The organism is Streptomyces boetiae (assembly GCF_031845405.1).
GTDB lineage: Bacteria > Actinomycetota > Actinomycetes > Streptomycetales > Streptomycetaceae > Streptomyces > Streptomyces boetiae.
Genome location: NZ_JAVREN010000050.1, coordinates 1 through 20,215, shown reverse-complemented (window position 1 = coordinate 20,215; position 20,215 = coordinate 1). Strand labels below are relative to the sequence as shown.

The following is a 20,215-nucleotide window of genomic DNA, read 5'->3' as shown; positions in this document are numbered from 1 at the left end:
CGCTCCCCATGATGGCGCGCGGGGCGGGCCGCCTCACGCGGCGCGGGCCGGGGCGGCGGCCTCGGCCGTGATCCCGCGGGTGGATTCGACGACCCCGCGCAGCTTCCTGGCCAGGGCCTCGTAGAAGAGGCTGAGGGGGAACTCGTCGGGCAGGACGTCGTCCACGAGCTTGCGCGGGGGGAGGCTGAGGTCCAGGGCCTCGGGGCCCTTGGCCCAGCGGGAGCCGGGGTGGGGGGCGAGGTAGGAGGAGACCAGCTCGTAGCCCTTGAGCCAGTGGACCAGCTTGGGGCGGTCGATGCCGCGGCGGTAGAGGGTCTCGATCTCCTCGCGCAACCGGACGGTGGCCTCGCGGGCGCGGTCCCAGTCGACGCTCAGGCGGTTGTCCCTCCAGCGCAGCGCGTCGTGGCGGTGCAGGTAGGCGAACAGAAGCTGCCCGCCGAGGCCGTCGTAGTTGCGCACCCGCTCGCCGGTGACGGGGAAGCGGAAGAGGCGGTCCAGCAGCACGGCGTACTGCACGTCGCGGCCCTGGGGGTAGCCGTCGGCGGCCAGGCGGACGGCCTCGTGGAATGCGGTCAGGTCGCAGCGCAGCTCCTCCAGGCCGTACATCCAGAACGGCTGCCGCTGCTTGATCATGAACGGGTCGAAGGGCAGGTCGCCGTGGCTGTGGGTGCGGTCGTGGATGAGGTCCCACAGGACGAACGTCTGCTGGCAGCGCTCCTGGTCGGCCAGCAGCTCGCGGGCGTCCTCGGGCAGGCTCAGGCTGGTGACCTCGCAGGCCGCGCCGACGACGCGGCGGAAGCGGGCGGCCTCCCGGTCGCAGAAGATGCCGCCCCAGGAGAAGCGCTCGGGCGCGCTGCGCACGGCGACGGTCTCGGGGAAGAGGACGGCGGAGTTGGTGTCGTAGCCGGGGGTGAAGTCCTCGAAGGTGATGCCGAGGAAGAGGGGGTTGTCGTAGCGGGTGCGCTCCAGGCCGGCGAGCCAGTCGGGCCAGACCAGGCGCAGGACGACGGCCTCCAGGTTGCGGTCGGGGTTGCCGTTCTGCGTGTACATCGGGAAGAGGACGAGGTGCTGGCGGCCGTCGGCGCGGTCGGCCGCGGGCTGGAAGGCCAGGAGCGAGTCGAGGAAGTCGGGGACGCCGAAGCCTTCCTCGGCCCAGCGGCGCAGGTCTGCGATCAGGGCCCGGTGGTAGGCCGCGTCGTGCGGCAGCAGGGGGGACAGCTCGCGGACGGCGGCGGCGGCGCGCTCGACGTGGCGGGTCAGCGCGGCGCGGTCGGGCGCGGGGTCGGCGGCGAAGTCGACGGAGCCGTCCTTGGCCTGGGCGGGCCGGATGGCGCAGACGGACTCCTTGAGCGCGGCCCAGGCGGGGTGGTCGACGACCCGGGCGGGCACCGATCCGTCACCTGGGGGCGTGTGCGCGAGAGTTTCCGTCATGACGCCTCCTTCACGAAAAGAATTGCTGCGACAACACCGTATCCGCAGCCAATCCTCCGATCAACCGGGAAGTCGAACGCCCGCTCCCCCGCCCGGGAACGCCCGCTCCCGGCCCCGCGCCGGCCGTTCCCCGCCCGCCGTCCGCAGGCCGGAGGACAGCCGCCGTTGCCCCGCCCGTCACCGGCGGCGCCTAGGGTGGCGGCCATGCCGCTGCTGACCGTCGGACACCGCGGGCTGATGGGCGTGGAGCCGGAGAACACCCTGCGGTCCTTCCTGCGCGCCGACCGCGCGGGCCTGGACGCCATCGAGCTGGACCTGCACCTGAGCAAGGACGGCGAGCTGATGGTGATCCACGACGAGTCGGTGGACCGCACCACGGACGGCACCGGGCGGGTCGCGGACCTCACCGCGGCCGAGCTGCGCGGCCTGGACGCGGGCGGCGGCGAGCGCATCCCGTTCTTCGGGGAGGTGGCGGACGCCGTGCGCGCCCCCCTTCAGGCGGAGATCAAGGACCCGGCCGCCGCGCGGGTCCTGGCCGGGCTGCTCCGGCGGCGCCGCCTGACCGGCCGCGTCACCGTCATCTCCTTCCACGACGAGGCGCTGCGGGTCACCCGGGAGCTGCTGCCGGAGGTCTCGCTCGGGCTGGTCACCGGCCGCTCCACGCCGACGGCGGCGGAGCGGGCCGTGGCGCTGGGCGCGGGCCTGGTCTCCTGCGAGCTGGAGCGGCTGGACGCGGGAACGGTCGCCCGCTGCCGCGAGGCGGGCCTGCGGGTGATCGCCTGGACCGTCAACGACCCGGCGCAGCTGGCCCGCGCCCGCGAGCTGGGCCTGGACGGGGTGGTGACCGACCGGCCGGAGATCGCCCGGGAGGCGGCGGCCTGAGCGGCACGCAGACCCGGCCGGGGCCGCGGCCCGTTCAGGCCAGGGACCTGACCAGCACCTCGAAGTCCAGGTCCGGGCGGCGCGGGACGCCGAAGCGCTCGTCCCCGTAGGGGAACGGCAGCCGCCGGCCGGTGCGCGCGTAGCCGCGCCGCTCGTACCAGGCGATGAGGTCGGCGCGGGCCGAGATCACCTGCATCCGCATCTCCCGCGCCCCCCACGCGGCGCGGGCCCGCCGTTCCGCCTCGGCCAGCACCGCCCGGCCGAGGCCGCCGCCCTGGAGCCCGGGGCGCACGGCGAACATCCCGAACCAGGCCGCCGCGCCCTCCGGCCCGTCCCCACGCCGGGCCAGGTGGCAGCAGGCGACCAGCTCGCCGCCGCGCTCGGCCGCCAGCAGCAGGCTGCCCTCCTGCCCGAGCAGCTCCCGCACGGCCTCCTCGTCGGTGCGCCGCCCGCCGAGCAGGTCGGCCTCGGTGGTCCAGCCCGCGCGGCTGGCCTCGCCCCGGTAGGCCGACTCCACCAGGGCCACGAGCGCGGGAACGTCCGCCTCGCCCGCCGTGCGGAACGCCAGGCGCCCCGCCCCGTCCGTCGCAGTGCTCGCTGTCACGCCGGGCATCGTACGCGGGCCCGGCGCCCCGGCCCCGCCGCGTGCCCGCGCTTCCCCGCGCCCCCGTGCGCTCTCGGGGCCTCGGGACCCCGCCGGGCATCCTCCCCGCGGCGACAGGCGGCAGGCCGCACACGGCGGGCGCGGAGGTGGGCGGGTGCACGGGCACGGTCCTGAGCTGGTGGGCTGGCTCCTGGTGGCGCTGTGCGGGGCCACGGGCGGGTACTGCGGGCACCGGCTGTGGCGGGAGCACCCGGGGCGGGGCGCTGCGCGGCGGCCCGCCGCCGTGGAGGCGGCGATGGGCCTGGGCATGGCCGCGATGGCGGTGCCGCTCCCGGCGGCCGTGCCCCGGGCCGGGGCCGCCGCGCTGTTCGCGGTGTTCTTCGGCGCGCTGGCGCTGCGGGCAGCCGCGCTGCGCCGGGCCGGCGCAGCGCACCAGGGGCACCACGCGGTGGAGGCGCTGGCGATGGTCTACATGGCCGCGGCGATGGCGGCGGCCCCCGCCGGAAGCGGCCACGGCGCACACGCCCCGGCCGGGATACCGGCGGTGACCGGGGCACTGCTGGCGTACTTCGCCCTGTACGCCCTGCTCGCCGCCCCGCGCCTGCTGCCGGCCGCGGCGCCCGCAGGGGCGGGGTGGGCGGCCATGGGCGCACCGGGCGGGCGGGGAGAGTGCGGCGGCGCACCGGGCGGGCGGGCAGGGGAACGGCCCGGGCACCGGGGCGGCGGGCTCCCGGCCCCCGGAAGGGCGCGGAGCCGCGCGGCCGGGACGGCGGAGGCCGGGCGTTCCCCCGAGGTGGCGGCGGCCTGCCGCCTGGCCCTGGCGCTGGGCATGGTCGCGATGCTCCTGGGCCTGTGAGTGCCCGAGCGGGCCCGTGAACGCCCGCGCCGCGCGCGCCGATCCACCCCCGCCGCGGGCGTTTCCCGGGGGCCGGGTGAGGCGTGCGTCACGTGTGGCCGCCGCCGGTTCCGGGCCCGCCGCGCCGGGTTCTAGGCTGAGCGCATGGTGGTCGCCCTCACACTGCTCGTGCTGGGCGGGCTGACCGCGGCCGCGGCGCCGCGCGTCCTGGCCCGCGGCTCGTGGCCCGACCGCGAGCCGGTGCTCGCGCTGTGGGTGTGGCAGTGCGTGGTGGCGGCCGTCCTGCTGTGCTGCGTGCTCGCCATGGCCCTCTCCGGCGCCGCCGCCTGGCAGGCCGTGCGCGGTCAGGTCTTCGCGCCCGCCCCCAGCCAGGTCGTGGACGCCTACGCGCTGCGGCCCGACGGCCAGGGCTGGGCCGCCGCGGTGGCCGTGCTGCTGGCCTGCGGCGGGGCGTGGACGGCGGTGATGCTCACCCGCGAGGTGCGCGCGGGCCGCCGCACCCGGCGCCGCCGCCGCGCGGCGCTGCTGACCCGCTCGCCCCGGCTGCCCTGGGAGGCGGCCGACGCGGGCGAGCGGCTGATCGTGCTGGAGGACGAACGCCCCGACGCCTGGCTGCTGGCCGGCCCCGCCTCCCGGCTGGTGATCACCACGGGTGCCCTGCGGCGGCTCAACGGCCGGCAGCTCGACGCCGTGCTCGCCCACGAGCAGGGCCACGTCCGGGCGCGGCACCACTGGCTCCTGCACTGCTCCGGCGCGCTGGCCCGGGGCTTCCCGCGGGTGCCGGTGTTCCGGGCGTTCCGGCACCAGGTGCACCGGCTGGTCGAGCTGGCGGCCGACGACGTGGCCTCGCGCCGCTTCGGGCGGCTGACCACGGCCCTGGCCCTGGTCGGGCTGAACGAGGACCGCGGCGCCTTCGCCGGGCACGCCCACCACCAGGCGCACCTGCCGCTGCGCGTGCACCGGCTGCTGACCCCGGCGCCCCGCCTGCCCGCGGCCCGCCGCGTGCGGATGACGGCCGCCGCCACACTGGTCCCGGCGGTCCCGCTGCTGGTGGCCTTCGCGCCGGGCCTCTCGGCGCTGGGCGGCTGAGGGCGGCTGGCGTGCGGCCCGTGGTGCGGGCACGATCGGAGCATGGCGATCACTGGCGTGCTCTTCGACTTCTCGGGAACGCTGATGCGCATCGAGCCGGCCCGCTCCTGGCTGACGGCCGCCCTGGAGGCCACGGGCGCGCGCCTGCCGGCGCAGGACGTGGACCGGTACGCCGCGGCCCTGGAGGAGGCCGGGGGCCTGCCGGGCGCGACACCGCCGCGTGCGATCCCGCCGGAGCTGGAGGAGCTGTGGCGGGACCGGGACAAGCAGGCCGCCGGGCACCGGGAGCTGTACACGGGGCTGGCGCGGCAGGTGCCGCTGCCCGACGAGCGGCTGTACGACGAGCTGTACGAGCGGCACCGCCGCCCGGCCGCCTGGCACCCCTATCCGGACAGCCTGCCGGTGCTCAGGGCCCTGGCCGGGCGGGGCCTGAGGGTCGCGGTGGTGAGCAACATCGGCTGGGACCTGCGGCCCGTCTTCCGCGCCCACGGCCTGGACGAGCTGGTCGACGCCTACGTCCTGTCGTACGAGCACGGCACGGTGAAGCCGGACCCGGCGCTGTTCCTCGCGGCTTGCGGGGCGCTGGGGCTGGCCCCGGAGCAGGCGCTGATGGTCGGCGACGACCCGGCCAAGGACGGCGGCGCGGCGGCGCTCGGCTGTGCCGTGCACCTGGTGGAGCACCTGCCGGTGGAGGAGCGCCCGGACGGATTGCGCCCGGTGCTGGGCCTGCTGGGCTGAGCGCCGCTCCGGGGCCGGCGCCGGTATCGGACGGTCCCCCGCGCCGCCCGATACCGGTGCCGGTCCCGGACAGGGCTCGGCCGGGCCGGGCGAGTGTCCGGGTTCGTGCTGAGTATATTGACTGGAAGCCAGTCAACGGGAGTCCAGCATGTCGCCTCGCAGCGCTGCGGTCAATGAAGAAATGCGCCGACGCTCTCGTCACCGGCTGCTGGACGCGACGGTGGAGCTGGTCTCCGAGCGCGGCATCGACGCCACCACCCTGGGCGACATCGCGGACCGCGCCGGCTCGGCGCGAGGGCTGATCTCGTATTACTTCCCCGGCAAGCGGCAATTGCTGCAGGCCGCGGTGCACCGTTTGATGCACCTCACGCTGTCCGAGGCGCTGGAACGCCCGCCGCTGCCCTCTGGGCCGAACGCCGGGCGCGAGATGCTCGCCCGCGCGATCGACGCGGTCCTGGGCCTGGCCGCCGACCGGCCCGGGCTGATGCGGGCGCACATGGCCGGGCTGCTGCACCCCGAGGGCTTCATCCGGTGCGAGGAGCAGCAGCGGCTGGCGTTCCTGCTGCGGCAGACCGTGGAGCGCTACGGGTCGCCCGAGCCGGACACCGACTACCCGCTGCTGCGGGCCCTGCTGATGGGCGCGGTGGTGGCGCAGCTGCTGCCGGGGGCGCCGATGCCGCTGGAGCGGCTGCGGGCCGAGCTGTTCGCGCGGTACGGGCTGGCATGGGAGATGGGCATGCCGCGCGGCGAGCGGCCCTCGGGGGGCCTGCCCCGCCCCCTCCTTCCGGAGCCCTGAGGCGGGCGGTGCCGCGCCCGGCCGGGCGTGGGGCGGTTCAGTGCCGGGGGCGGCGGCGTGCGGGGCAACGACGGGCGCGGCGCGGGTGGTTCAACGCCGGGCGTGGCGCGGGGTGGTCAGGTGGCCCTTGTCGCGGGCGGCGGCGATCAGGCGCAGGGCCCGGCGGCGGCTGCGGCCGGTGGCCCGCATGACGGCGAGGACCGGGTCGGCCCCCTGGTCGCGGGCGGCCAGGTAGACGCGGGCGGCGGCGCGCAGGCCGTCGCGGCGTCCGGTCCTGCGGCGGCGGGCGCGGTGGCGGGCGGGGCGGCCCCGGGCGTTCCCGGAACCGGCCGTCCCCTCCTGTCCGGCGGGGGGCGGCTCCGGGCCCGCGGGGGGCCGGCGGGCGGCGGCGGATCGTTCCGCCACCGGCGGTTCGGGCGCCGGGTCCTCCGCGGCGGGGCCGCCCGGGGGGAGAGCGGGCGGGCCGGTGGCGCCGTGCGGGGCGTCGGCGGGCGGCAGGGCGGGCGGGGTCGCGCCGGCGGCGCGGCCGGCCTCGCGGAGCGGGCCGCGCAGGCGTTCGGGGAGCTGAGCCAGGCCGTCGAGGGCGAGCGGGGGGTCGGCGCGCAGGTCCTCGATCAGCAGGCGGCCGTCGCGGACGTGGGCCAGAACGTCGAGGCGGGCGCCGTCGGGGAGGACGAGGTTGACGCAGAGCCAGGGCGGCAGGCCCGGGGCGCCGGAGCCGTGCGCCTTGAGGTTCCACACGGGCCGCGCCGGCTCGGGCCCGTCGGGCGGCCGGCCATCCGGAAAGCCGGAAAAGCTACCTTTCACCACGGGGGCAACCTAGACCGCGCGCGGAGCCCGGGCGTTCCGGCGCGCACGCCCCGGGCGCACTGCACCCCGTCAGCTCACTCCCGGTGCGACCGCTCCGGTGCGATGCTGGAGGCCGCGCCGACGTCGCGGTCGGCGTCCGGCGGCGTAAGGAGCCCTGGCATGCTGCGAGTTGCTGTGGTGGGATCCGGGCCGAGCGGGGTCTACACGGCCCAGTCCCTGCTCCAGGGTCGGGCCGGCCGGCCCGACCCGCTCGCGGTGGACGTGCTGGACCGGCTGCCCTGCCCGTACGGGCTGGTGCGGTACGGCGTGGCCCCGGACCACGAGAAGATCAAGTCGCTGCAGACCAGCCTGCGCGGGGTGCTGGAGCAGCCGGGGGTGCGCTTCGTCGGGAACGTCCCCGTCGGGCCCGGCGGGGTGTCCGCGGCGGAGCTGGGGGCGCTGTACCACGCGGTGGTCTACTGCGTGGGCGCGGCCTCGGACCGGCGTCTGGGCATCCCCGGGGAGGACCTGGCGGGCAGCCGCTCGGCCACCGACTTCGTCTCCTGGTACAGCGCCCACCCCGACGCGGGCGGGGCGGCCTTCCCGCTGGCCGCGCGCAGCGTGGTGGTGATCGGCGTGGGCAACGTCGCGGTGGACGTCGCGCGGATCCTGGCGCGCGGCGCTGAGGAGCTGCGTTCCACGGACATCCCGCAGGGGACGCTGGAGGCGCTGGCCGCCAGCGCGGTGCGGGAGGTGCACGTGGTGGGGCGGCGCGGCCCGGCGCAGGCGAAGTTCACCACCAAGGAGCTGCGCGAGCTGGGCTCCCTGCCGGGCACGCGGGTCGTGGTGCGGGAGGAGGAGCTGGCGGCGGACCCGGCCTGGGCGGACCCCTCCGGGCTGCCGGGGGTCGCGCGGCGGAACGTGGCCGCGCTGGGCGCCTGGGCGGGCGAGGCGGAGCGGGCCGACGGGCCCGGGCGGGCGGACGGGAAACGGGCGGGCGAGGGGCGGGCCATCCGGCTGCGGTTCTTCCTGCGCCCGGTGGAGATCCTCGGCGACGCGGCGGGCGCGGTGCGCGGGGTCCGCTTCGAGCGGACGGCGCCCGACGGCGCGGGCGGGGTGCGGGGCACAGGCGAACTCCTGGACATCGAGGCCCAGTTGGTGCTGCGCTCAGTGGGGTACCGGGGAGTGCCGGTGCCCGGGCTGCCGTTCGAGCCGGGCGGGGGTACCGTGCCGCACGACCGGGGGCGCGTGCTGCGGGAGGGCGTTCCGGTGCCGGGCGCGTACGTGGCCGGGTGGATCAAGCGGGGGCCCACGGGCGTGATCGGGACGAACCGGCCCTGCGCCAAGGAGACGGCCGAGGCGCTGCTGACGGACCTACCGGCGCTGGCGCGGCGGCCCGTGACAGGCCGGGACCCGCTGCTCGCGCTCCGGGAGGCGGGACTGTCCCCGGTGGAGTGGCCGGGCTGGCTGGGCATCGAGGCGGCGGAGGCGGCTCTGGGCCGCAGCCTGTCGCGCGGCACGGTGAAGATCGCGGACTGGGATGGCCTCCTGGCGGCGGCGCGCGGCGCCTGAGGCGATGGGGGCGGGCGGGCTGACGGACGCGACCCGGGGTGCCGGGGCCGCGCCGTCAGCCCGCCGGGTCGGTGCGGGGCTCGCGCCGGTCGCGGGCCGTGCGTCTGGGGGGTCCGTCCTCGCGCTCGCGGCCCGCCTGCTCCTGGGCGGCGGACAGCACGCCGTCCAGCAGCCCGGGAAACAGGTGGTCGAGGTCGGCGCGGCGCAGGGCGTTCATCTTCGCGGTGCCGCGGTAGACCTGGCGGATGACGCCGCTCTCCCGCAGGACGCGGAAGTGGTGCGTGCAGGTGGACTTGCTCACGGGGAGGGCGAAGACCCCGCAGGGCAGGTCCTCGGGGGCCGAGGCGAGGGCGCGGACCACCCCGAGGCGCAGCGGGTCGGCGAGCGCGTGCAGCACCTGCTCCAGGCGGATCTCCTCCCGTGCGGGGTGGGCGAGTTCGCGGCCACCTGAGGTGGTTGCCGGGGGTGAGGTCATGGCTCGATTGTACGAGTACTGACACCCCTCCGGTGGAAAATAAAGTACGATTGTTCTCGTACTGAAGTCCCGCCGGAGCCCCGCCGCCCGGACACAGCCGAGGAGTCCCGCGTGAGCGCGCTGTTCGATCCCCTGACCCTGCGGTCCGTCACCTTCCCCAACCGCGCCTGGATGGCACCCATGTGCCAGTACTCGGCGGACTCCGCGGGCGCGGCTGCCGGCGCGGTCAACGACTGGCACCTGGCGCACTACGGCGCCCGGGCCGCCGGCGGGGCCGGGCTGGTGCTGGTGGAGGCCACCGCGGTGACGCCCGAGGGCCGCATCAGCCCCTACGACCTCGGGCTGTGGAACGAGGCGCAGGCCGAGGGGCTCGCGCGCGTCGCCGCGTTCGCCCGCCGGCAGGGCGCCGTCGCGGGCATCCAGCTCGCCCACGCGGGCCGCAAGGCATCCACCGGCCGCCCCTGGGAGGGCGGCGGGCCGCTGGACGCCGCGGCGGGCGGCTGGCCGCCGGTCGCGCCCAGCCCCCTGGCGTTCGACGCGGGCCACCCCGTGCCCGAGGAGCTGAGCGAGGACGCGATCGCGGAGATCACCGCCGCCTTCGCCGCCGCCGCGCGGCGGGCGCTGGCCGCGGGCTTCCAGGTCGCCGAGGTGCACGGCGCGCACGGGTACCTGCTGGGCGAGTTCCTCTCCCCGCACAGCAACCGCCGCACCGACGGCTACGGCGGCGACTTCGCCGGCCGCTCGCGCTTCGCGCTGGAGGTGGTGGACGCCGTCCGCGCGGTCTGGCCCGAGGAGCTGCCGCTGTTCTTCCGCGTCTCCGCCACCGACTGGCTCCCCTCGGACGGCTGGACGCCAGAGGACACCGTCCGCCTCGCGGCCGACCTGAAGGCACACGGTGTGGACCTGCTCGACGTCTCCTCCGGCGGGAACGCCCCCCGTGTGACCATCCCGGTGGGCCCCGGGTACCAGGTGCCCTTCGCCGCGCGGGTGCGCGGCGAGACCGGCCTGCCGACGGCCGTCGCCGGGCTGATCACCGAGCCGGGCCAGGCCGAGAAGATCGTCGCGGGCGGCGAGAGCGACGCGGTGCTGCTGGGCCGTCAGCTGCTGCGCGAGCCCTACTGGCCGCAGCGCGCGGCGCGCGAACTCGGCGCGCCCCGCGCCGGCGTGCCCCCGCAGTACCAGCGCGCCTCCTGACACCGCCGCGCACCGGGCGGGCGTTTCCGTGCGCCCGGCGCCCGCGGCGAGGGGCACCGGGCGCACCCGGTTGCGGGGGCGGGCGCCCCGGTCCTCCAGTAGGGTGACGGACCGTGGCAGCACGACCCTTGAACGAGATCGTCGAGCCCGGCTGGGCCGCGGCCCTGGCCCCCGTGGCCGACCGGATCACCGCGATGGGCGCCTTCCTGCGGGCCGAGGTCGCCGCGGGCCGCACCTATCTGCCCGCCGGGCACCAGGTGCTGCGGGCGTTCCAGCAGCCCTTCGACGAGGTGCGGGTCCTGATCGTCGGTCAGGACCCGTATCCGACGCCGGGCCACGCGGTCGGCCTGAGCTTCTCGGTGGGCCCGGAGGTGCGCCCGCTGCCCGGCAGCCTGGAGAACATCTTCCGCGAGCTGGGCGAGGACCTGGGCCTGCCCCGGCCCGCCAGCGGCGACCTGACCCCGTGGACCGGGCAGGGCGTCCTGCTGCTCAACCGCGCCCTGACCACCGCCCCGCGCCGCCCCGGCGCGCACCGCGGCAAGGGCTGGGAGGAGGTCACCGAGCAGGCCATCAGGGCGCTCGCCGCGCGCGGACGGCCGCTGGTCGCGATCCTGTGGGGCCGCGACGCGCGCGGGCTGCGGCCTCTGCTCGGACCGGTGCCGGCCGTGGAGTCGGCGCACCCCTCCCCCATGTCGGCCGACCGCGGCTTCTTCGGCTCGCGCCCCTTCAGCCGGGCGAACGCGCTGCTGGCGGAGCAGGGCGCGCAGCCCGTGGACTGGAAGCTTCCGTGACCGCCCCGCCGGGGGCGGGGAACGACGGGGGCTGGGCGCTGGGCGTGGACTCCGGCGGCTCGGGGCTGCGGGTCGCGCTGGGGCGCGCCGGGGGCTCCTCGGGCTTTTCGGGCGCTGCGGCTGCCGTGGCCGAGCGCGGGCCCGTGCGCACCGGGGCCTCGGGCATCGACGCCGATCACCTGCTGGGGCTGCTGCTGCCCGCCGCCCGGGCCCTGCTCACGGAGGCGGGCGCGGCCCGCGTCGAGGCCGTGTGCGTCGGCGCCGCCGGCATGGCCACCCTCGGCGCGGGGCTGCGCGCGGCCCTGCCCGGCGCCCTGGCCCCGGCCCTCGGCGCCCGGCGGGTGGCGCTGGCCGCCGACGCCGTGACCGCCTACGCCGGGGCGCTCGGCGAACGCCCGGGAGCCGTCGTCGCGGCCGGCACCGGCATGATCGCACTGGGCACCGACCTGCGGGACTGGCGCCGCGCGGACGGCTGGGGCCACCTGCTGGGGGACTGCGGCGGCGGGGCCTGGATCGGGCGGGCGGGGCTGGAGGCCGCGCTGCGCGCCCACGACGGGCGGCCGGGCGGCTCGGCCGCGCTGCTGGCACGCGCCGAGGAGGAGTTCGGCCCGGTGGCCGGGTTGCCCGCCCTGCTCTACCCGCGCCCCGACAGACCCGCGCTGCTGGCCTCCTTCGCCCCGCAGGTGGCACGCTGCGCGGCGTCCGACCCGGTCGCGGCCGGCATCCTGGCCTCCGCCGCCGCGGAGATCGCGGCCACGGCCGCGGCCGTCTGCCCGCGGGAAGGCGGGCCGGCGGCGAACGGAACCGCGCCGGGCGGGGGCGTTGTCGTGGCGCTGACCGGGGGACTGTTCCGGGTCGGCCCGCCGCTGCTGGGGCCGGTGCGGGCCGAGCTGGCGCGGCTGCTGCCGCGCGCGAAGGTGACCGAGGCGGCCGGGGACCCGCTGGGCGGCGCGCTGCGCGTGGCCGCCGGGCTCGCCGCAGGAAGGCTGCGGCTGCCCCCGGACCCGGCGCTGCTCACCCTGCACGGCGACGCACTGTAGACACGCGTGAATGCCGCGTGGGGGCACCGTGTCCGCGCAGTAAGGAAGCGCCCGGATTTGTCACGGCGATGCGTGGGACATTCGGGACAGATGCGGGCGGGTTCCTCCGGGGGGAACAGCGGGGCGCGGCAAGGCATTAACATGCGCGACATGAGCTCGCCCTCTCCCGCATCCGGCCTCCCCGTCCGTATGCCGCGGCCCCGCCAGCCCGGCCGTCACCGCAGGCCGGAGCCCGCTGCCGCGCCCGAGGGCGCCCCCGCGCTGGTGCTCGCCGTGCCGGGGAGCCCGTCGCCGGAGAGCCGTGCCCTGGCCGAGGAGGTGACGAGCATCGCCCGCTCCGAACTGCCCGGCCTGGACGCCCGGTTCGGGTACGCGGGGGGCGGCGACGAGGAGTTCCCCGCGCTGCGCGAGGTGCTGACGCACGCCGCGACGCAGGGCCCCGGCGGAGCCGCGGCGGAGCGCCCGGTGCCGGTCGTCGTGCCGCTGCTCGCGGGCCCGGACGAGGCGCAGTTGGGTGTGATAGGGCAGGTGGTGCGGGACAGCGGCACCGGGGCGGAGCTGACCGAGGTGCTGGGACCGCACCCGCTGCTCGCCGAGGCGGTGCACGTGCGGCTGTCGGAGGCGGGGCTCGCCCGCGCCGACCGGGCGCGGCTGTTCACCGTCGCCACGGCCGCCGACGGCATCGTGCTGGCGGCGGCGGGTGGCGCGGAGGCCGTGCAGGCGGCGGGAATCACGGGGATGCTGCTCTCCGCCCGGCTCGCGGTGCCGGTGCTGGCCGCCGGGCTGGACCAGGAGGGCTCGGTGGCGGAGACGGCCCGGCGGCTGACCGAGGCCGGCTCGCAGCAACTCGCCCTGGCCCCCTACGTGATCGGCCCGGAGATCCCCGAGAGCCTGCTGGCCTCGGCCTCCCGCGAGGCGGGCTGCCCGGCCTCCGAGCCGCTGGGGTCCTACCCGGCCGTGGGCAAGCTCGTCCTCTCCGCCTACATGAACCAGGTCGGCATCGCCCCCCAGCGCCCCTCCCAGGGCGCCCACGCCCGCTGACACCCCGGCCGCCCGGAACCCCGGGCGGCCCGCCGTTCCCTCATAGCCGCCCCGGTCGTCTCAGTCGTCTCAGCCGCCGAGGAACGACAGGCGCACCTCCCGGCGCGGGTTGTCGGCGTTGGTGTCGACCAGGCATACCGACTGCCACGTGCCCAGCGCCAGGCGGCCGTTGAGGACGGGCAGGGTCGCGTGCGGGGCGATGAACGCCGGGAGGACGTGGTCGCGCCCATGGCCGGGGCTTCCGTGCCGGTGGCGCCACCGGTCGTCGGCCGGGAGCAGGTCGCGCAGCGCGGTCAGCAGGTCCGTGTCGCTGCCCGCGCCGGTCTCGATGAGCGCGATGCCGGCCGTCGCGTGGGGGACGAAGACGTTCAGCAGGCCGTCGCGGGCGGCGGCCACGTCGCCGAGGAAGGCGGCGCAGGCGTCCGTCAGGTCGTGGACGCGCTCGGTGGAGCCGGTGGCGATCTCGATCACGCGGGTGGTGAAGGCGTCAGACATGGCTCCATGATCCGCCGCCCCCCGCCCGGGGGCTCAGCGGAGGGTGGCCGTGGGGGTGGCGGGGTCGAGGAGGTGCGGGGTGACGCGGGCCGCGCGCGGGGCCAGGAGGACGGCGAGCCGGTCGGCGGCCTGGGTGACGGCCTTGCGGCCGGCGTCGTGGTCCACGGCCTCCATCAGGAAGAGGATGTCGCGCGAGGCCGGGGTCACCTTGGTGCGGTCGCTGTCGCGGTGGTTCCAGTGGCGGGTCAGGACGCCGTCGGCGTCGGCGTAGATCACCTCGCCCGGGCGGGCCTCCTCGGTGGTGCCGGGCTCGCCGAGGGGGGTGAACGCCTCGCCCTCCCCCGCGTGGCGCAGCGCGATGTCCCCGCGGACGGCGGCCAGGTCGAAGGCTCCCGCCGGGACGTGGTGGGAGACGGAGACGGCGTTGTAGGTATCGACGGCGGAGCCGATGCGCGGCAGGCGGCCGGACTTGGCCAGCCGCCGCGCGAGGGCGTCCATGCTGGGGCGGAAGCGGCGGGGGTTGGTGCCGAAGGCGCGGTAGGCGCCCTGCCAGGAGGCGAGCAGCGGGTCGCTCTCCTCGGGGGCGGCCCAGGTGCCGTCCGCCGCCGCGGCCTCGACGTCCGCGAGGAGCCGCTCGGTCTCCTCCCAGCGGGCCTGCCCGTCCACGCCCTCGGCGACCACGGCGGCCACCGCGAGCCCCGGAAACGCCTCACAGACCTCCGCCGCCACCGTCAACCGCGTCATTCCCGTCCCGCTCCCGCCGTCCGTTTCGTCCGCCGACCGGCCCACCCTATCGGCGTGCCACGGTGCGCGGAGGACGCGCCCGAGGGCCGGGGGGCGGGGGCGAAGAACCGGCGGCGTCACCGCCAGTACGCGGACGCGGGCGAACTAGGGGCAAAGTTGCACCAGAGCGTGAGCGGAGGGGCGCCGCCCCCGGCCGGTCACCGCCGGGAAGCCGGACAGCGCGCCTTCGGTGCGCCCGCCGGGGCGCAGGCCCGCAACAGGCCGCGCGGCCGGGGCGCCGTGAGCCGGCCCGGCCCTGCCGCGCCTTCACGGGCGTGGTCGCCGAAGAGGACGAAGCGGAGGCCGGTGGAGTCGCCGGCGGGGGCGGACTCGCGGACCGCGGCCACCGCGATGCGTGCGGCGCCGGCCATGGGCCAGCGGTACAGACCCGTGGAGACGGCGGGGAAGGCGACCGTCGCGGCGCCGGGTTCGGCGGCCATGCGAAGGGGAGTCGCCCTAGCAGGAGGCGAGGAGCGCCGAGCGGTCCTCCTCGGTCGTGAAGACGGGGCCGACCGTGTGGATGACCCAGCGGGCCGGCAGGCGCCCCGCCGTGGTGGCCACGGCCCGGCCGCGGCCGTAGCGCGAGGCGCGCAGCGCGCGGCACTCGGCCAGGATCTGCGAACCGCCGGCGCGATGGATGGCCCCGTCGACACCCCCGCCGCCCAGCAGGCTGGAGTTGGCGGCGTTGACGAGGGCGTCGACCCTCTGGATGGCGTGTCCCCGGAAACCGCGATGAGGGCCGTCATGCGGTCATGATGCCGGCCGGGCGCGCCCCGCCGCGGGGCTGTCATGATCAGCGCGAAACGGGGCACGGGTTATCCGGTGACCCGCCTTCCTCGACTTCTCCGACTCGTCCCGGGGCAGGTTTCCCCCGGCAGGTCTTCCGCTGGACCCCCGCCGGGCGCCATGATCTTGACAGCCCCTCGGGAGGAGTAAGAATGCCCCGCGAAGACGTTGCCCTGCTCTTCCTCAGACAGGCCACGGCGTGCGAGCTGCTGGACTCGCCGCTGTACGCGGCGCTGCTGAGGCGGGCCGCGGAGGACATCCGGGAGGGCGGCCCCTGCGCGACGGCCGTGGCGAGGTACGGGGAGGCGGCCCTCGACGACGCGCTCCCCCTGCGCCTCCTGGGCGCCGTGCACGCCCTGGCGCTCACCGGCCGGGCGCCCGCGCTGGCCGCGCACTACCCCAGCGCGGGGGGCGCGTTCGACCCCGGGGAGCCGGACGCGGCCTGGCCGGCGTTCCGGGAGGCCGTGGCCCGGGAGCCGGAGTGGATCACCTCCTGGCTGAGCCGGCCGCCGCAGACGAACGAGGTCGGCCGCTCGAACCTGCTGCTGACGGGACTCCTGCACGCCGTGCCCGCGGCGCAGCGCCCCGTGCGCCTGTTCGAGCTGGGGTCCAGCGCGGGGCTCAACCTCCGGGTGGAGCAGTTCCGTTACGAGGGCGGCGGCTTCGCGTGGGGGCCGCCGGACTCGCCCGTGCGGCTGACCGGGGCCTGGGAGGGCGGGGCGCCCGGCTGGCTGCCGGAGGCCGCGGCGCGGCACCCCGCGCTGCGGATCGTGGAGCGGCGCGGCTGCGACCCGGACCCGATCGACCCGCTGGGGGCCGAGGGGGCGCTGGCGCTGCGGGCGTACGTGTGGCCGGACCAGGAGGGGCGGATGCGGCGGCTGGAGGGCGCGATCCAGGTGGCGGCCAAGGTCCCGGCCACCGTCGAGGCGGCCGGGGCGGACGAGTTCCTGGGGGCGGTCGAGCTGGAGCCGGGCACCGTCACGGTGGTGTGGCACTCCGTCATGCGGCAGTACGTCCCGGCGGCGCGGTGGGCGGCGGCCGAGGCGGAGCTGGCCCGCCTGGCCGCCGCGGCAACCCCCGAGGCCGGCTTCGCGCACATCGCCTTCGAGCCCCGGGCGGTGCGCGGAAAGCCGGGCTTCTGGCTGTCGGTCCGCTCGGGGCGGGAGCCGGAGCGGCTGCTGGCCCTGGCGCACCCGCACGGGGTCCCGGCCCGGTGGCCGGGGGACGGCGGCTGACGCAGGATGGGATCATGGCGCACAGGATCACCGGCGAGGCGAGGCGCGAGGCAGCCCCCGCGGGGCGCGAGGAGACGGGCCCCGGGACGGCGGGCCGCCCGCGCATGACCCCGGACGGCGCCCGGCGCCCGGCCCGGCCCCGCCGGGAGGGCCCGCGATGACGGCGCCCCCCGCGCGGTTCAAGGACCTGGCGATGGACGCGGTCGACCACCAGGCGCTGGCCGACTGGTGGTGCGCGGTCCTCGGATACGAGCGCCGGGCCGCGGCCGGGGGCGGCGAGGTCCCGGCGCACTGGCCGGTGGCCATCCACGACCCGTCGGGGCAGGGGCCGCTGATCTGGTTCAACCCCGTGCCCGAGCCCAAGTCGGCGAAGAACCGCGTGCACTTCGACGTCTGGGCGGACACCGGCGCGCTGCTGGCGCGGGGCGCGCGACTGCTGCGCCGCCGGGACGGGGGCCTCGACTGGGACGTGCTGGCGGATCCCGAGGGGAACGAGTTCTGCGCCTTCACCCCGGAGCCCGGCCCGGTCGTGCGGCCCTCGGTGCGCTGAGGCCCCGCCGGGGCGTGGCATCATCGTCGCGGCCCGCACCCGAGGGGCGGCGCGCGGAGCTTCGGAAGGGGCGGGCGGTGGCGGGGATCATCGACACGGTGGCCTGGGTGCACGTGGCGGACGGCCGGGTCCTGGCGGCCAGGACCCGGGGGCGGAGCCTGTTCTACATCCCCGGGGGCAAGCGCGAGCCGGGCGAGAGCGACCTCCAGGCCCTGGCGCGGGAGGTCCACGAGGAGCTGTCGGTGACGCTGGTGCCCGGAACGGAGGCCCACTTCGGGACGTTCACGGCCGAGGCGGACGACCGGCCGGCGGGGACCCTGGTCCGGATGGCCTGCTACACGGCCGAGCACCGGGGCGAGCCGGTGGCCTCCCGCGAGATCGAGGAGATCGCCTGGCTGTCCCTGGCCGACCGGGAGCGCACGCCCCCGGTGGACCACGCGGTCTTCGACGCCCTCGCCCGGGCCGGGCGCCTGCGCTGACCCCCGCCTCCCGGGGCCGGTGCGCGGGGCCGTTCCCGGGGCGGTTCCCGGCGGCGGGGCCTTCGTTACGATGGGCGCGGACGGAGGTGCACGTGGTGGGCGAGGCGCGGACCGACGGGCGGGTGGAGCGGGGGAACGCCACGCGGCGGCTGGTGCTGGGGCGGACGATGGCCATCGCCTCGGTGGAGGGGCTGGGCGGCCTGTCGATCGGCCGGATCGCCACGGAGCTGGGGCTGAGCAAGAGCGGCGTGTTCGCCCTCTTCGGCTCCAAGGAGGAGCTGCAGCTGGCCACCGTCCGGGCGGCGCGCGCGGTCTTCGTGGACCGGGTGGTTCGGCCGGCGTCCGAGGTGCCGCCGGGCGCCGGGCGGGTGCGGCGGCTGTGCGAGGCGCACCTGGCGTACTCGCGCGGGCGGGCCTTTCCGGGCGGCTGTTTCTTCACCGTGGTCGCCGCGGAGTTCGGCTCGCGGAGCGGGGCGGTGCGCGACGCTGTGGCGGAGTCTCGGGTCGAGTGGATCGCGTACGTGCGCGAGGTGATCGAGGAGGCGCGGCGGTTGGGCGAGTTCCGCCCGGACGTGGACGTCGCGCGGCTGGCCTTCGAGCTGATGGCGCTGCTGGACATGGCCAACGCGGAGTCGTCCCTGCACGGCGACGACTCGGGCTACGAGCTGGCCGCGGCGGCCATCGCGGCCCGGGTCGACGAGGCGACGGCGGCGCCCGCCCCGGCGGTCTCCTGGAGGGCGGGGGTCAGGACGGGGTGGGGGGCGAGTTCGAGGAGGACGGTGTGGCCATCGCGCAGGACGGCGCGGGTCAGGCGGGCGAAGGGGACGGGCTCGCGCAGCATCCGCGCCCAGTGCTCGGCGGTGAACTGCCCCCCGTCGGCGGGGCCTTGGGCCAGCGGGACGTAGCAGGGCAGGTCGCCTGGGCGCGGTTCGAGGCCGTCGAGGTCGCGCAGGATGCGCTCGCGCAGGGCGTCCATGGCGGGGCGGTGGGCGCCGAGGTCGGCGGCGACAGGGGTGGCGCGCAGGCCGTCGGCGCGGGCGAGGGCGAGGAAGGCGTCGGCGGCCTCGGGGTCGCCGGTGACGACGACGGAGGCGGGGCCGTTGACGGCGCCGACGCTCAGGCGTCCGGCGGCGCCCGCGGCGCCGAGACGGGCGCGGACCTCCTCCTCGGTGGCGGCGACGGCGATCATGCGGCCCTGCCCGGCGACGGTGGCCTGGGCCTGGCTCCAGCGGGCGATGACGCGGGCGGCGTCCGCGAGGGTGAGGGCCCCGGCGACGTGGGCGGCGGCCACCTCCCCGGCGCAGTGGCCGACGACGGCGTGCGGGCGCAGGCCGTGGGCGCGCAGAGTTCCGGCGAGCGCCACCTGGAGGGCGAAGTGCGCGGGCTGGATGACGTCCTCGGCGTCGAGGGCAGGGGCGCCGGGCGCGCCGCGCAGCACGTCGGGCAGCCACCAGCCGGTGTGGGGGGCCAGGGCGCGGGCGCACTCCTCGGTCAGCTCGCGGAAGACGGGCGAGGCGTCCAGCAGGCCGGCGCCCATGCCGTGCCACTGGCCGCCGGAGCCGGAGAACACCCAGGCCACGCGGGCGGGTTCGGCCGGGGCGGGGCCGGCGCCCCGGACCATCTGGGGGGCGTCGGCGCCGTCGGCGGCGGCGCGGAGCCCGGCCAGGAGCGTGGCGCGGTCGGCGCCGATCACGACGGCGCGGTGGCGGTGGGTGGCGCGGCCGGCCGCCAGGGACAGGCCGACATCGGCGGGGCCGGCCCCGGGGTGGGCGGCGAGGTGGCCGGCGAGGCGCCGGGCCTGCGCGCGCAGCGCCTCGGGCCCGGCGGCGGAAATCGGCCAGGGCAGGGGGCGGGCCTCGGCCTCGCCGGGGGCGGGCGCCGAAGCCGGACCGGGCGCCGGGGGCGGAACGGCCGGGGCCACCGCGGCTTCCCCGGCGAGGTCCGGCATGTGGCGCAGGGCGGCGCGCAGAGCCGCCTGCGTGTCGGCGGTCAGGACGTGCAGCACGCGGTCGCCGTCCAGGCGGGCCCGGTCGAGCCGCTTGAGCAGCACCGCGCCCGCTCCCGGCCCGGCGGGCCCGGCCGGGCCGAGGCCTCGGCCCCCGGCCAGGGCGAGGTCGGCCTCGCCGCGCCGCAGGGCGCGGCAGGCGGCCTGGACGGCGGCCGGTCCCGAGCGCCGGGCGCCGTCCGTGGCGGTGCCGGGCGGGAGTAACGCCCCCAGCGCGCCGAGCCGTTCGCGGCCGAGGCCGGCCGAGGCGAGGACCACGCGTGGCCCGCGCCGGGCGGACGCGGCCGGGTCCGCCGGGTCCGCCGGGGGCAGCGCGTGGGGTGCGGGGACGAACCCGGCGTCCTCCACGGCCTCCCAGAGCAGTTCGAGGAGCAGGTCCTGGCCCGGGTCGGGCGGCAGCGAGCCGTCCGACGGCAGCCCGAAGAACTCGGCGTCGAAGCCGGTGCCCTGCGGAGGGCGGCAGGCCCGTCCGATGACGGCGATGGCGTGTTGGCTCATGACGGCGCTCCAGCAACGCTCGGCTTGGCGGGTGGGGAACGGGCACGCCCACGGCCCGCTCGGGGCGGGGGCGCGCGGTGGCGGGA

Annotated in this window: 20 protein-coding genes and 2 pseudogenes; 14 read left to right on the top strand and 8 right to left on the bottom strand. The window is 77.9% G+C overall.

The annotated features are described in order from the left end of the window. Positions 1-33 precede the first annotated feature (33 nt). Positions 34-1,431 (bottom strand): DUF6421 family protein, encoded by a 1,398-nt coding sequence (locus RM780_RS23660; protein ID WP_311632898.1) that lies wholly within the window; start codon positions 1,429-1,431, stop codon positions 34-36. Positions 1,432-1,635: 204 nt separating this feature from the next. Between RM780_RS23660 and RM780_RS23655 the strand changes: the two genes are divergently transcribed. Further along, positions 1,636-2,313 (top strand): glycerophosphodiester phosphodiesterase, encoded by a 678-nt coding sequence (locus tag RM780_RS23655; RefSeq protein WP_311632897.1) that lies wholly within the window; start codon positions 1,636-1,638, stop codon positions 2,311-2,313. Between the two features lie 34 nt (positions 2,314-2,347). Here the strand turns inward: RM780_RS23655 and RM780_RS23650 are convergent, their stop codons facing one another. Beyond that, positions 2,348-2,926 (bottom strand): GNAT family N-acetyltransferase, encoded by a 579-nt coding sequence (locus RM780_RS23650; protein WP_394813064.1) that lies wholly within the window; start codon positions 2,924-2,926, stop codon positions 2,348-2,350. Positions 2,927-3,071: 145 nt separating this feature from the next. Between RM780_RS23650 and RM780_RS23645 the strand changes: the two genes are divergently transcribed. The 4 genes from RM780_RS23645 (at position 3,072) to RM780_RS23630 (ending at position 6,396) form a co-directional block, all read left to right on the top strand. After that, positions 3,072-3,773, top strand: a complete 702-nt coding sequence (locus RM780_RS23645; protein ID WP_311632895.1) for a DUF5134 domain-containing protein — start codon at positions 3,072-3,074, stop codon at positions 3,771-3,773. 144 nt (positions 3,774-3,917) lie between these two features. Then, positions 3,918-4,862: a M56 family metallopeptidase gene (locus RM780_RS23640; protein ID WP_311632894.1), complete on the top strand. Its 945-nt coding sequence runs from the start codon at positions 3,918-3,920 to the stop codon at positions 4,860-4,862. 42 nt (positions 4,863-4,904) lie between these two features. After that, positions 4,905-5,600, top strand: a complete 696-nt coding sequence (locus RM780_RS23635) for an HAD family hydrolase (protein ID WP_311632893.1) — start codon at positions 4,905-4,907, stop codon at positions 5,598-5,600. A 148-nt stretch (positions 5,601-5,748) separates the two neighbouring features. Then, positions 5,749-6,396, top strand: a complete 648-nt coding sequence (locus RM780_RS23630) for a TetR/AcrR family transcriptional regulator (protein WP_311632892.1) — start codon at positions 5,749-5,751, stop codon at positions 6,394-6,396. A 90-nt stretch (positions 6,397-6,486) separates the two neighbouring features. Here RM780_RS23630 and RM780_RS23625 read toward each other — a convergent pair whose 3' ends face one another. Beyond that, complete coding sequence (locus RM780_RS23625; RefSeq protein WP_311632891.1) at positions 6,487-7,206, bottom strand: DUF6214 family protein; 720 nt, start codon at positions 7,204-7,206, stop codon at positions 6,487-6,489. 159 nt (positions 7,207-7,365) lie between these two features. On the opposite strand from RM780_RS23625, the gene RM780_RS23620 reads away from it, so the two are divergent. Beyond that, positions 7,366-8,757 (top strand): FAD-dependent oxidoreductase, encoded by a 1,392-nt coding sequence (locus RM780_RS23620; RefSeq protein WP_311632890.1) that lies wholly within the window; start codon positions 7,366-7,368, stop codon positions 8,755-8,757. A 55-nt stretch (positions 8,758-8,812) separates the two neighbouring features. On the opposite strand, the gene RM780_RS23615 is transcribed toward RM780_RS23620, so the two are convergent. Then, a complete protein-coding gene (locus tag RM780_RS23615; RefSeq protein WP_311632889.1) occupies positions 8,813-9,232 on the bottom strand; it encodes an ArsR/SmtB family transcription factor in 420 nt (139 codons plus the stop codon). A gap of 111 nt (positions 9,233-9,343) precedes the next feature. Between RM780_RS23615 and RM780_RS23610 the strand changes: the two genes are divergently transcribed. The 4 genes from RM780_RS23610 (at position 9,344) to RM780_RS23595 (ending at position 13,298) form a co-directional block, all read left to right on the top strand. Then, on the top strand, positions 9,344-10,426 hold the full coding sequence (locus RM780_RS23610; protein ID WP_311632888.1) for an NADH:flavin oxidoreductase/NADH oxidase: 1,083 nt from the start codon (positions 9,344-9,346) through the stop codon (positions 10,424-10,426). Positions 10,427-10,539: 113 nt separating this feature from the next. Next, positions 10,540-11,217, top strand: a complete 678-nt coding sequence (locus tag RM780_RS23605; protein WP_311632886.1) for a uracil-DNA glycosylase — start codon at positions 10,540-10,542, stop codon at positions 11,215-11,217. Then, the gene (locus RM780_RS23600) at positions 11,214-12,257 is read left to right on the top strand and encodes an N-acetylglucosamine kinase (protein WP_311632885.1); all 1,044 of its coding nucleotides are present in this window, start codon (positions 11,214-11,216) and stop codon (positions 12,255-12,257) included. Before RM780_RS23605 ends, RM780_RS23600 begins: the two co-directional genes overlap by 4 nt. Before the next feature lie 150 nt (positions 12,258-12,407). Beyond that, the gene (locus tag RM780_RS23595; protein WP_311632884.1) at positions 12,408-13,298 is read left to right on the top strand and encodes a sirohydrochlorin chelatase; all 891 of its coding nucleotides are present in this window, start codon (positions 12,408-12,410) and stop codon (positions 13,296-13,298) included. 69 nt (positions 13,299-13,367) lie between these two features. Here the strand turns inward: RM780_RS23595 and RM780_RS23590 are convergent, their stop codons facing one another. The 3 genes and pseudogenes from RM780_RS23590 to RM780_RS23580 all read right to left on the bottom strand — a co-directional run. After that, positions 13,368-13,793, bottom strand: coding sequence for a secondary thiamine-phosphate synthase enzyme YjbQ (locus tag RM780_RS23590; protein ID WP_311632883.1), 426 nt, complete (start codon positions 13,791-13,793; stop codon positions 13,368-13,370). Positions 13,794-13,826: 33 nt separating this feature from the next. Further along, a complete protein-coding gene (locus tag RM780_RS23585) occupies positions 13,827-14,537 on the bottom strand; it encodes a B3/B4 domain-containing protein (RefSeq protein ID WP_311632882.1) in 711 nt (236 codons plus the stop codon). A gap of 296 nt (positions 14,538-14,833) precedes the next feature. Next, positions 14,834-15,322: pseudogene (locus RM780_RS23580) on the bottom strand (O-acetyl-ADP-ribose deacetylase); the annotation flags it as partial. 192 nt (positions 15,323-15,514) lie between these two features. Here RM780_RS23580 and RM780_RS23575 point away from each other — a divergent pair. From RM780_RS23575 to RM780_RS23560, 4 genes and pseudogenes are all read left to right on the top strand, one after another. Then, positions 15,515-16,597, top strand: a complete 1,083-nt coding sequence (locus RM780_RS23575) for a DUF2332 domain-containing protein (RefSeq protein ID WP_311632881.1) — start codon at positions 15,515-15,517, stop codon at positions 16,595-16,597. 157 nt (positions 16,598-16,754) lie between these two features. Beyond that, a complete protein-coding gene (locus RM780_RS23570) occupies positions 16,755-17,147 on the top strand; it encodes a VOC family protein (protein WP_311632880.1) in 393 nt (130 codons plus the stop codon). A 77-nt stretch (positions 17,148-17,224) separates the two neighbouring features. Then, a complete protein-coding gene (locus RM780_RS23565; RefSeq protein WP_311632879.1) occupies positions 17,225-17,626 on the top strand; it encodes an NUDIX hydrolase in 402 nt (133 codons plus the stop codon). Between the two features lie 95 nt (positions 17,627-17,721). Then, positions 17,722-18,345: pseudogene (locus RM780_RS23560) on the top strand (TetR/AcrR family transcriptional regulator); the annotation flags it as partial. Here the strand turns inward: RM780_RS23560 and RM780_RS23555 are convergent. Continuing rightward, entirely contained in the window at positions 18,285-20,129 is a 1,845-nt protein-coding gene (locus RM780_RS23555) for an acyltransferase domain-containing protein (protein ID WP_311632877.1), read from the bottom strand. The pseudogene RM780_RS23560 and the gene RM780_RS23555 overlap by 61 nt on opposite strands. Positions 20,130-20,215 lie beyond the last annotated feature (86 nt).

What these genes read in the sequence shown, in the direction of transcription:
- RM780_RS23660 (WP_311632898.1), bottom strand. Translation starts at nt 1,431, where the DNA reads ATGACGGAAACTCTCGCGCACACGCCCCCAGGTGACGGATCGGTGCCC.
- RM780_RS23655 (WP_311632897.1), top strand. Translation starts at nt 1,636, where the DNA reads ATGCCGCTGCTGACCGTCGGACACCGCGGGCTGATGGGCGTGGAGCCG.
- RM780_RS23650 (WP_394813064.1), bottom strand. Translation starts at nt 2,926, where the DNA reads ATGCCCGGCGTGACAGCGAGCACTGCGACGGACGGGGCGGGGCGCCTG.
- RM780_RS23640 (WP_311632894.1), top strand. Translation starts at nt 3,918, where the DNA reads ATGGTGGTCGCCCTCACACTGCTCGTGCTGGGCGGGCTGACCGCGGCC.
- RM780_RS23635 (WP_311632893.1), top strand. Translation starts at nt 4,905, where the DNA reads ATGGCGATCACTGGCGTGCTCTTCGACTTCTCGGGAACGCTGATGCGC.
- RM780_RS23630 (WP_311632892.1), top strand. Translation starts at nt 5,749, where the DNA reads ATGTCGCCTCGCAGCGCTGCGGTCAATGAAGAAATGCGCCGACGCTCT.
- RM780_RS23620 (WP_311632890.1), top strand. Translation starts at nt 7,366, where the DNA reads ATGCTGCGAGTTGCTGTGGTGGGATCCGGGCCGAGCGGGGTCTACACG.
- RM780_RS23615 (WP_311632889.1), bottom strand. Translation starts at nt 9,232, where the DNA reads ATGACCTCACCCCCGGCAACCACCTCAGGTGGCCGCGAACTCGCCCAC.
- RM780_RS23595 (WP_311632884.1), top strand. Translation starts at nt 12,408, where the DNA reads ATGAGCTCGCCCTCTCCCGCATCCGGCCTCCCCGTCCGTATGCCGCGG.
- RM780_RS23590 (WP_311632883.1), bottom strand. Translation starts at nt 13,793, where the DNA reads ATGTCTGACGCCTTCACCACCCGCGTGATCGAGATCGCCACCGGCTCC.
- RM780_RS23585 (WP_311632882.1), bottom strand. Translation starts at nt 14,537, where the DNA reads ATGACGCGGTTGACGGTGGCGGCGGAGGTCTGTGAGGCGTTTCCGGGG.
- RM780_RS23575 (WP_311632881.1), top strand. Translation starts at nt 15,515, where the DNA reads ATGCCCCGCGAAGACGTTGCCCTGCTCTTCCTCAGACAGGCCACGGCG.
- RM780_RS23570 (WP_311632880.1), top strand. Translation starts at nt 16,755, where the DNA reads ATGACGGCGCCCCCCGCGCGGTTCAAGGACCTGGCGATGGACGCGGTC.
- RM780_RS23555 (WP_311632877.1), bottom strand. Translation starts at nt 20,129, where the DNA reads ATGAGCCAACACGCCATCGCCGTCATCGGACGGGCCTGCCGCCCTCCG.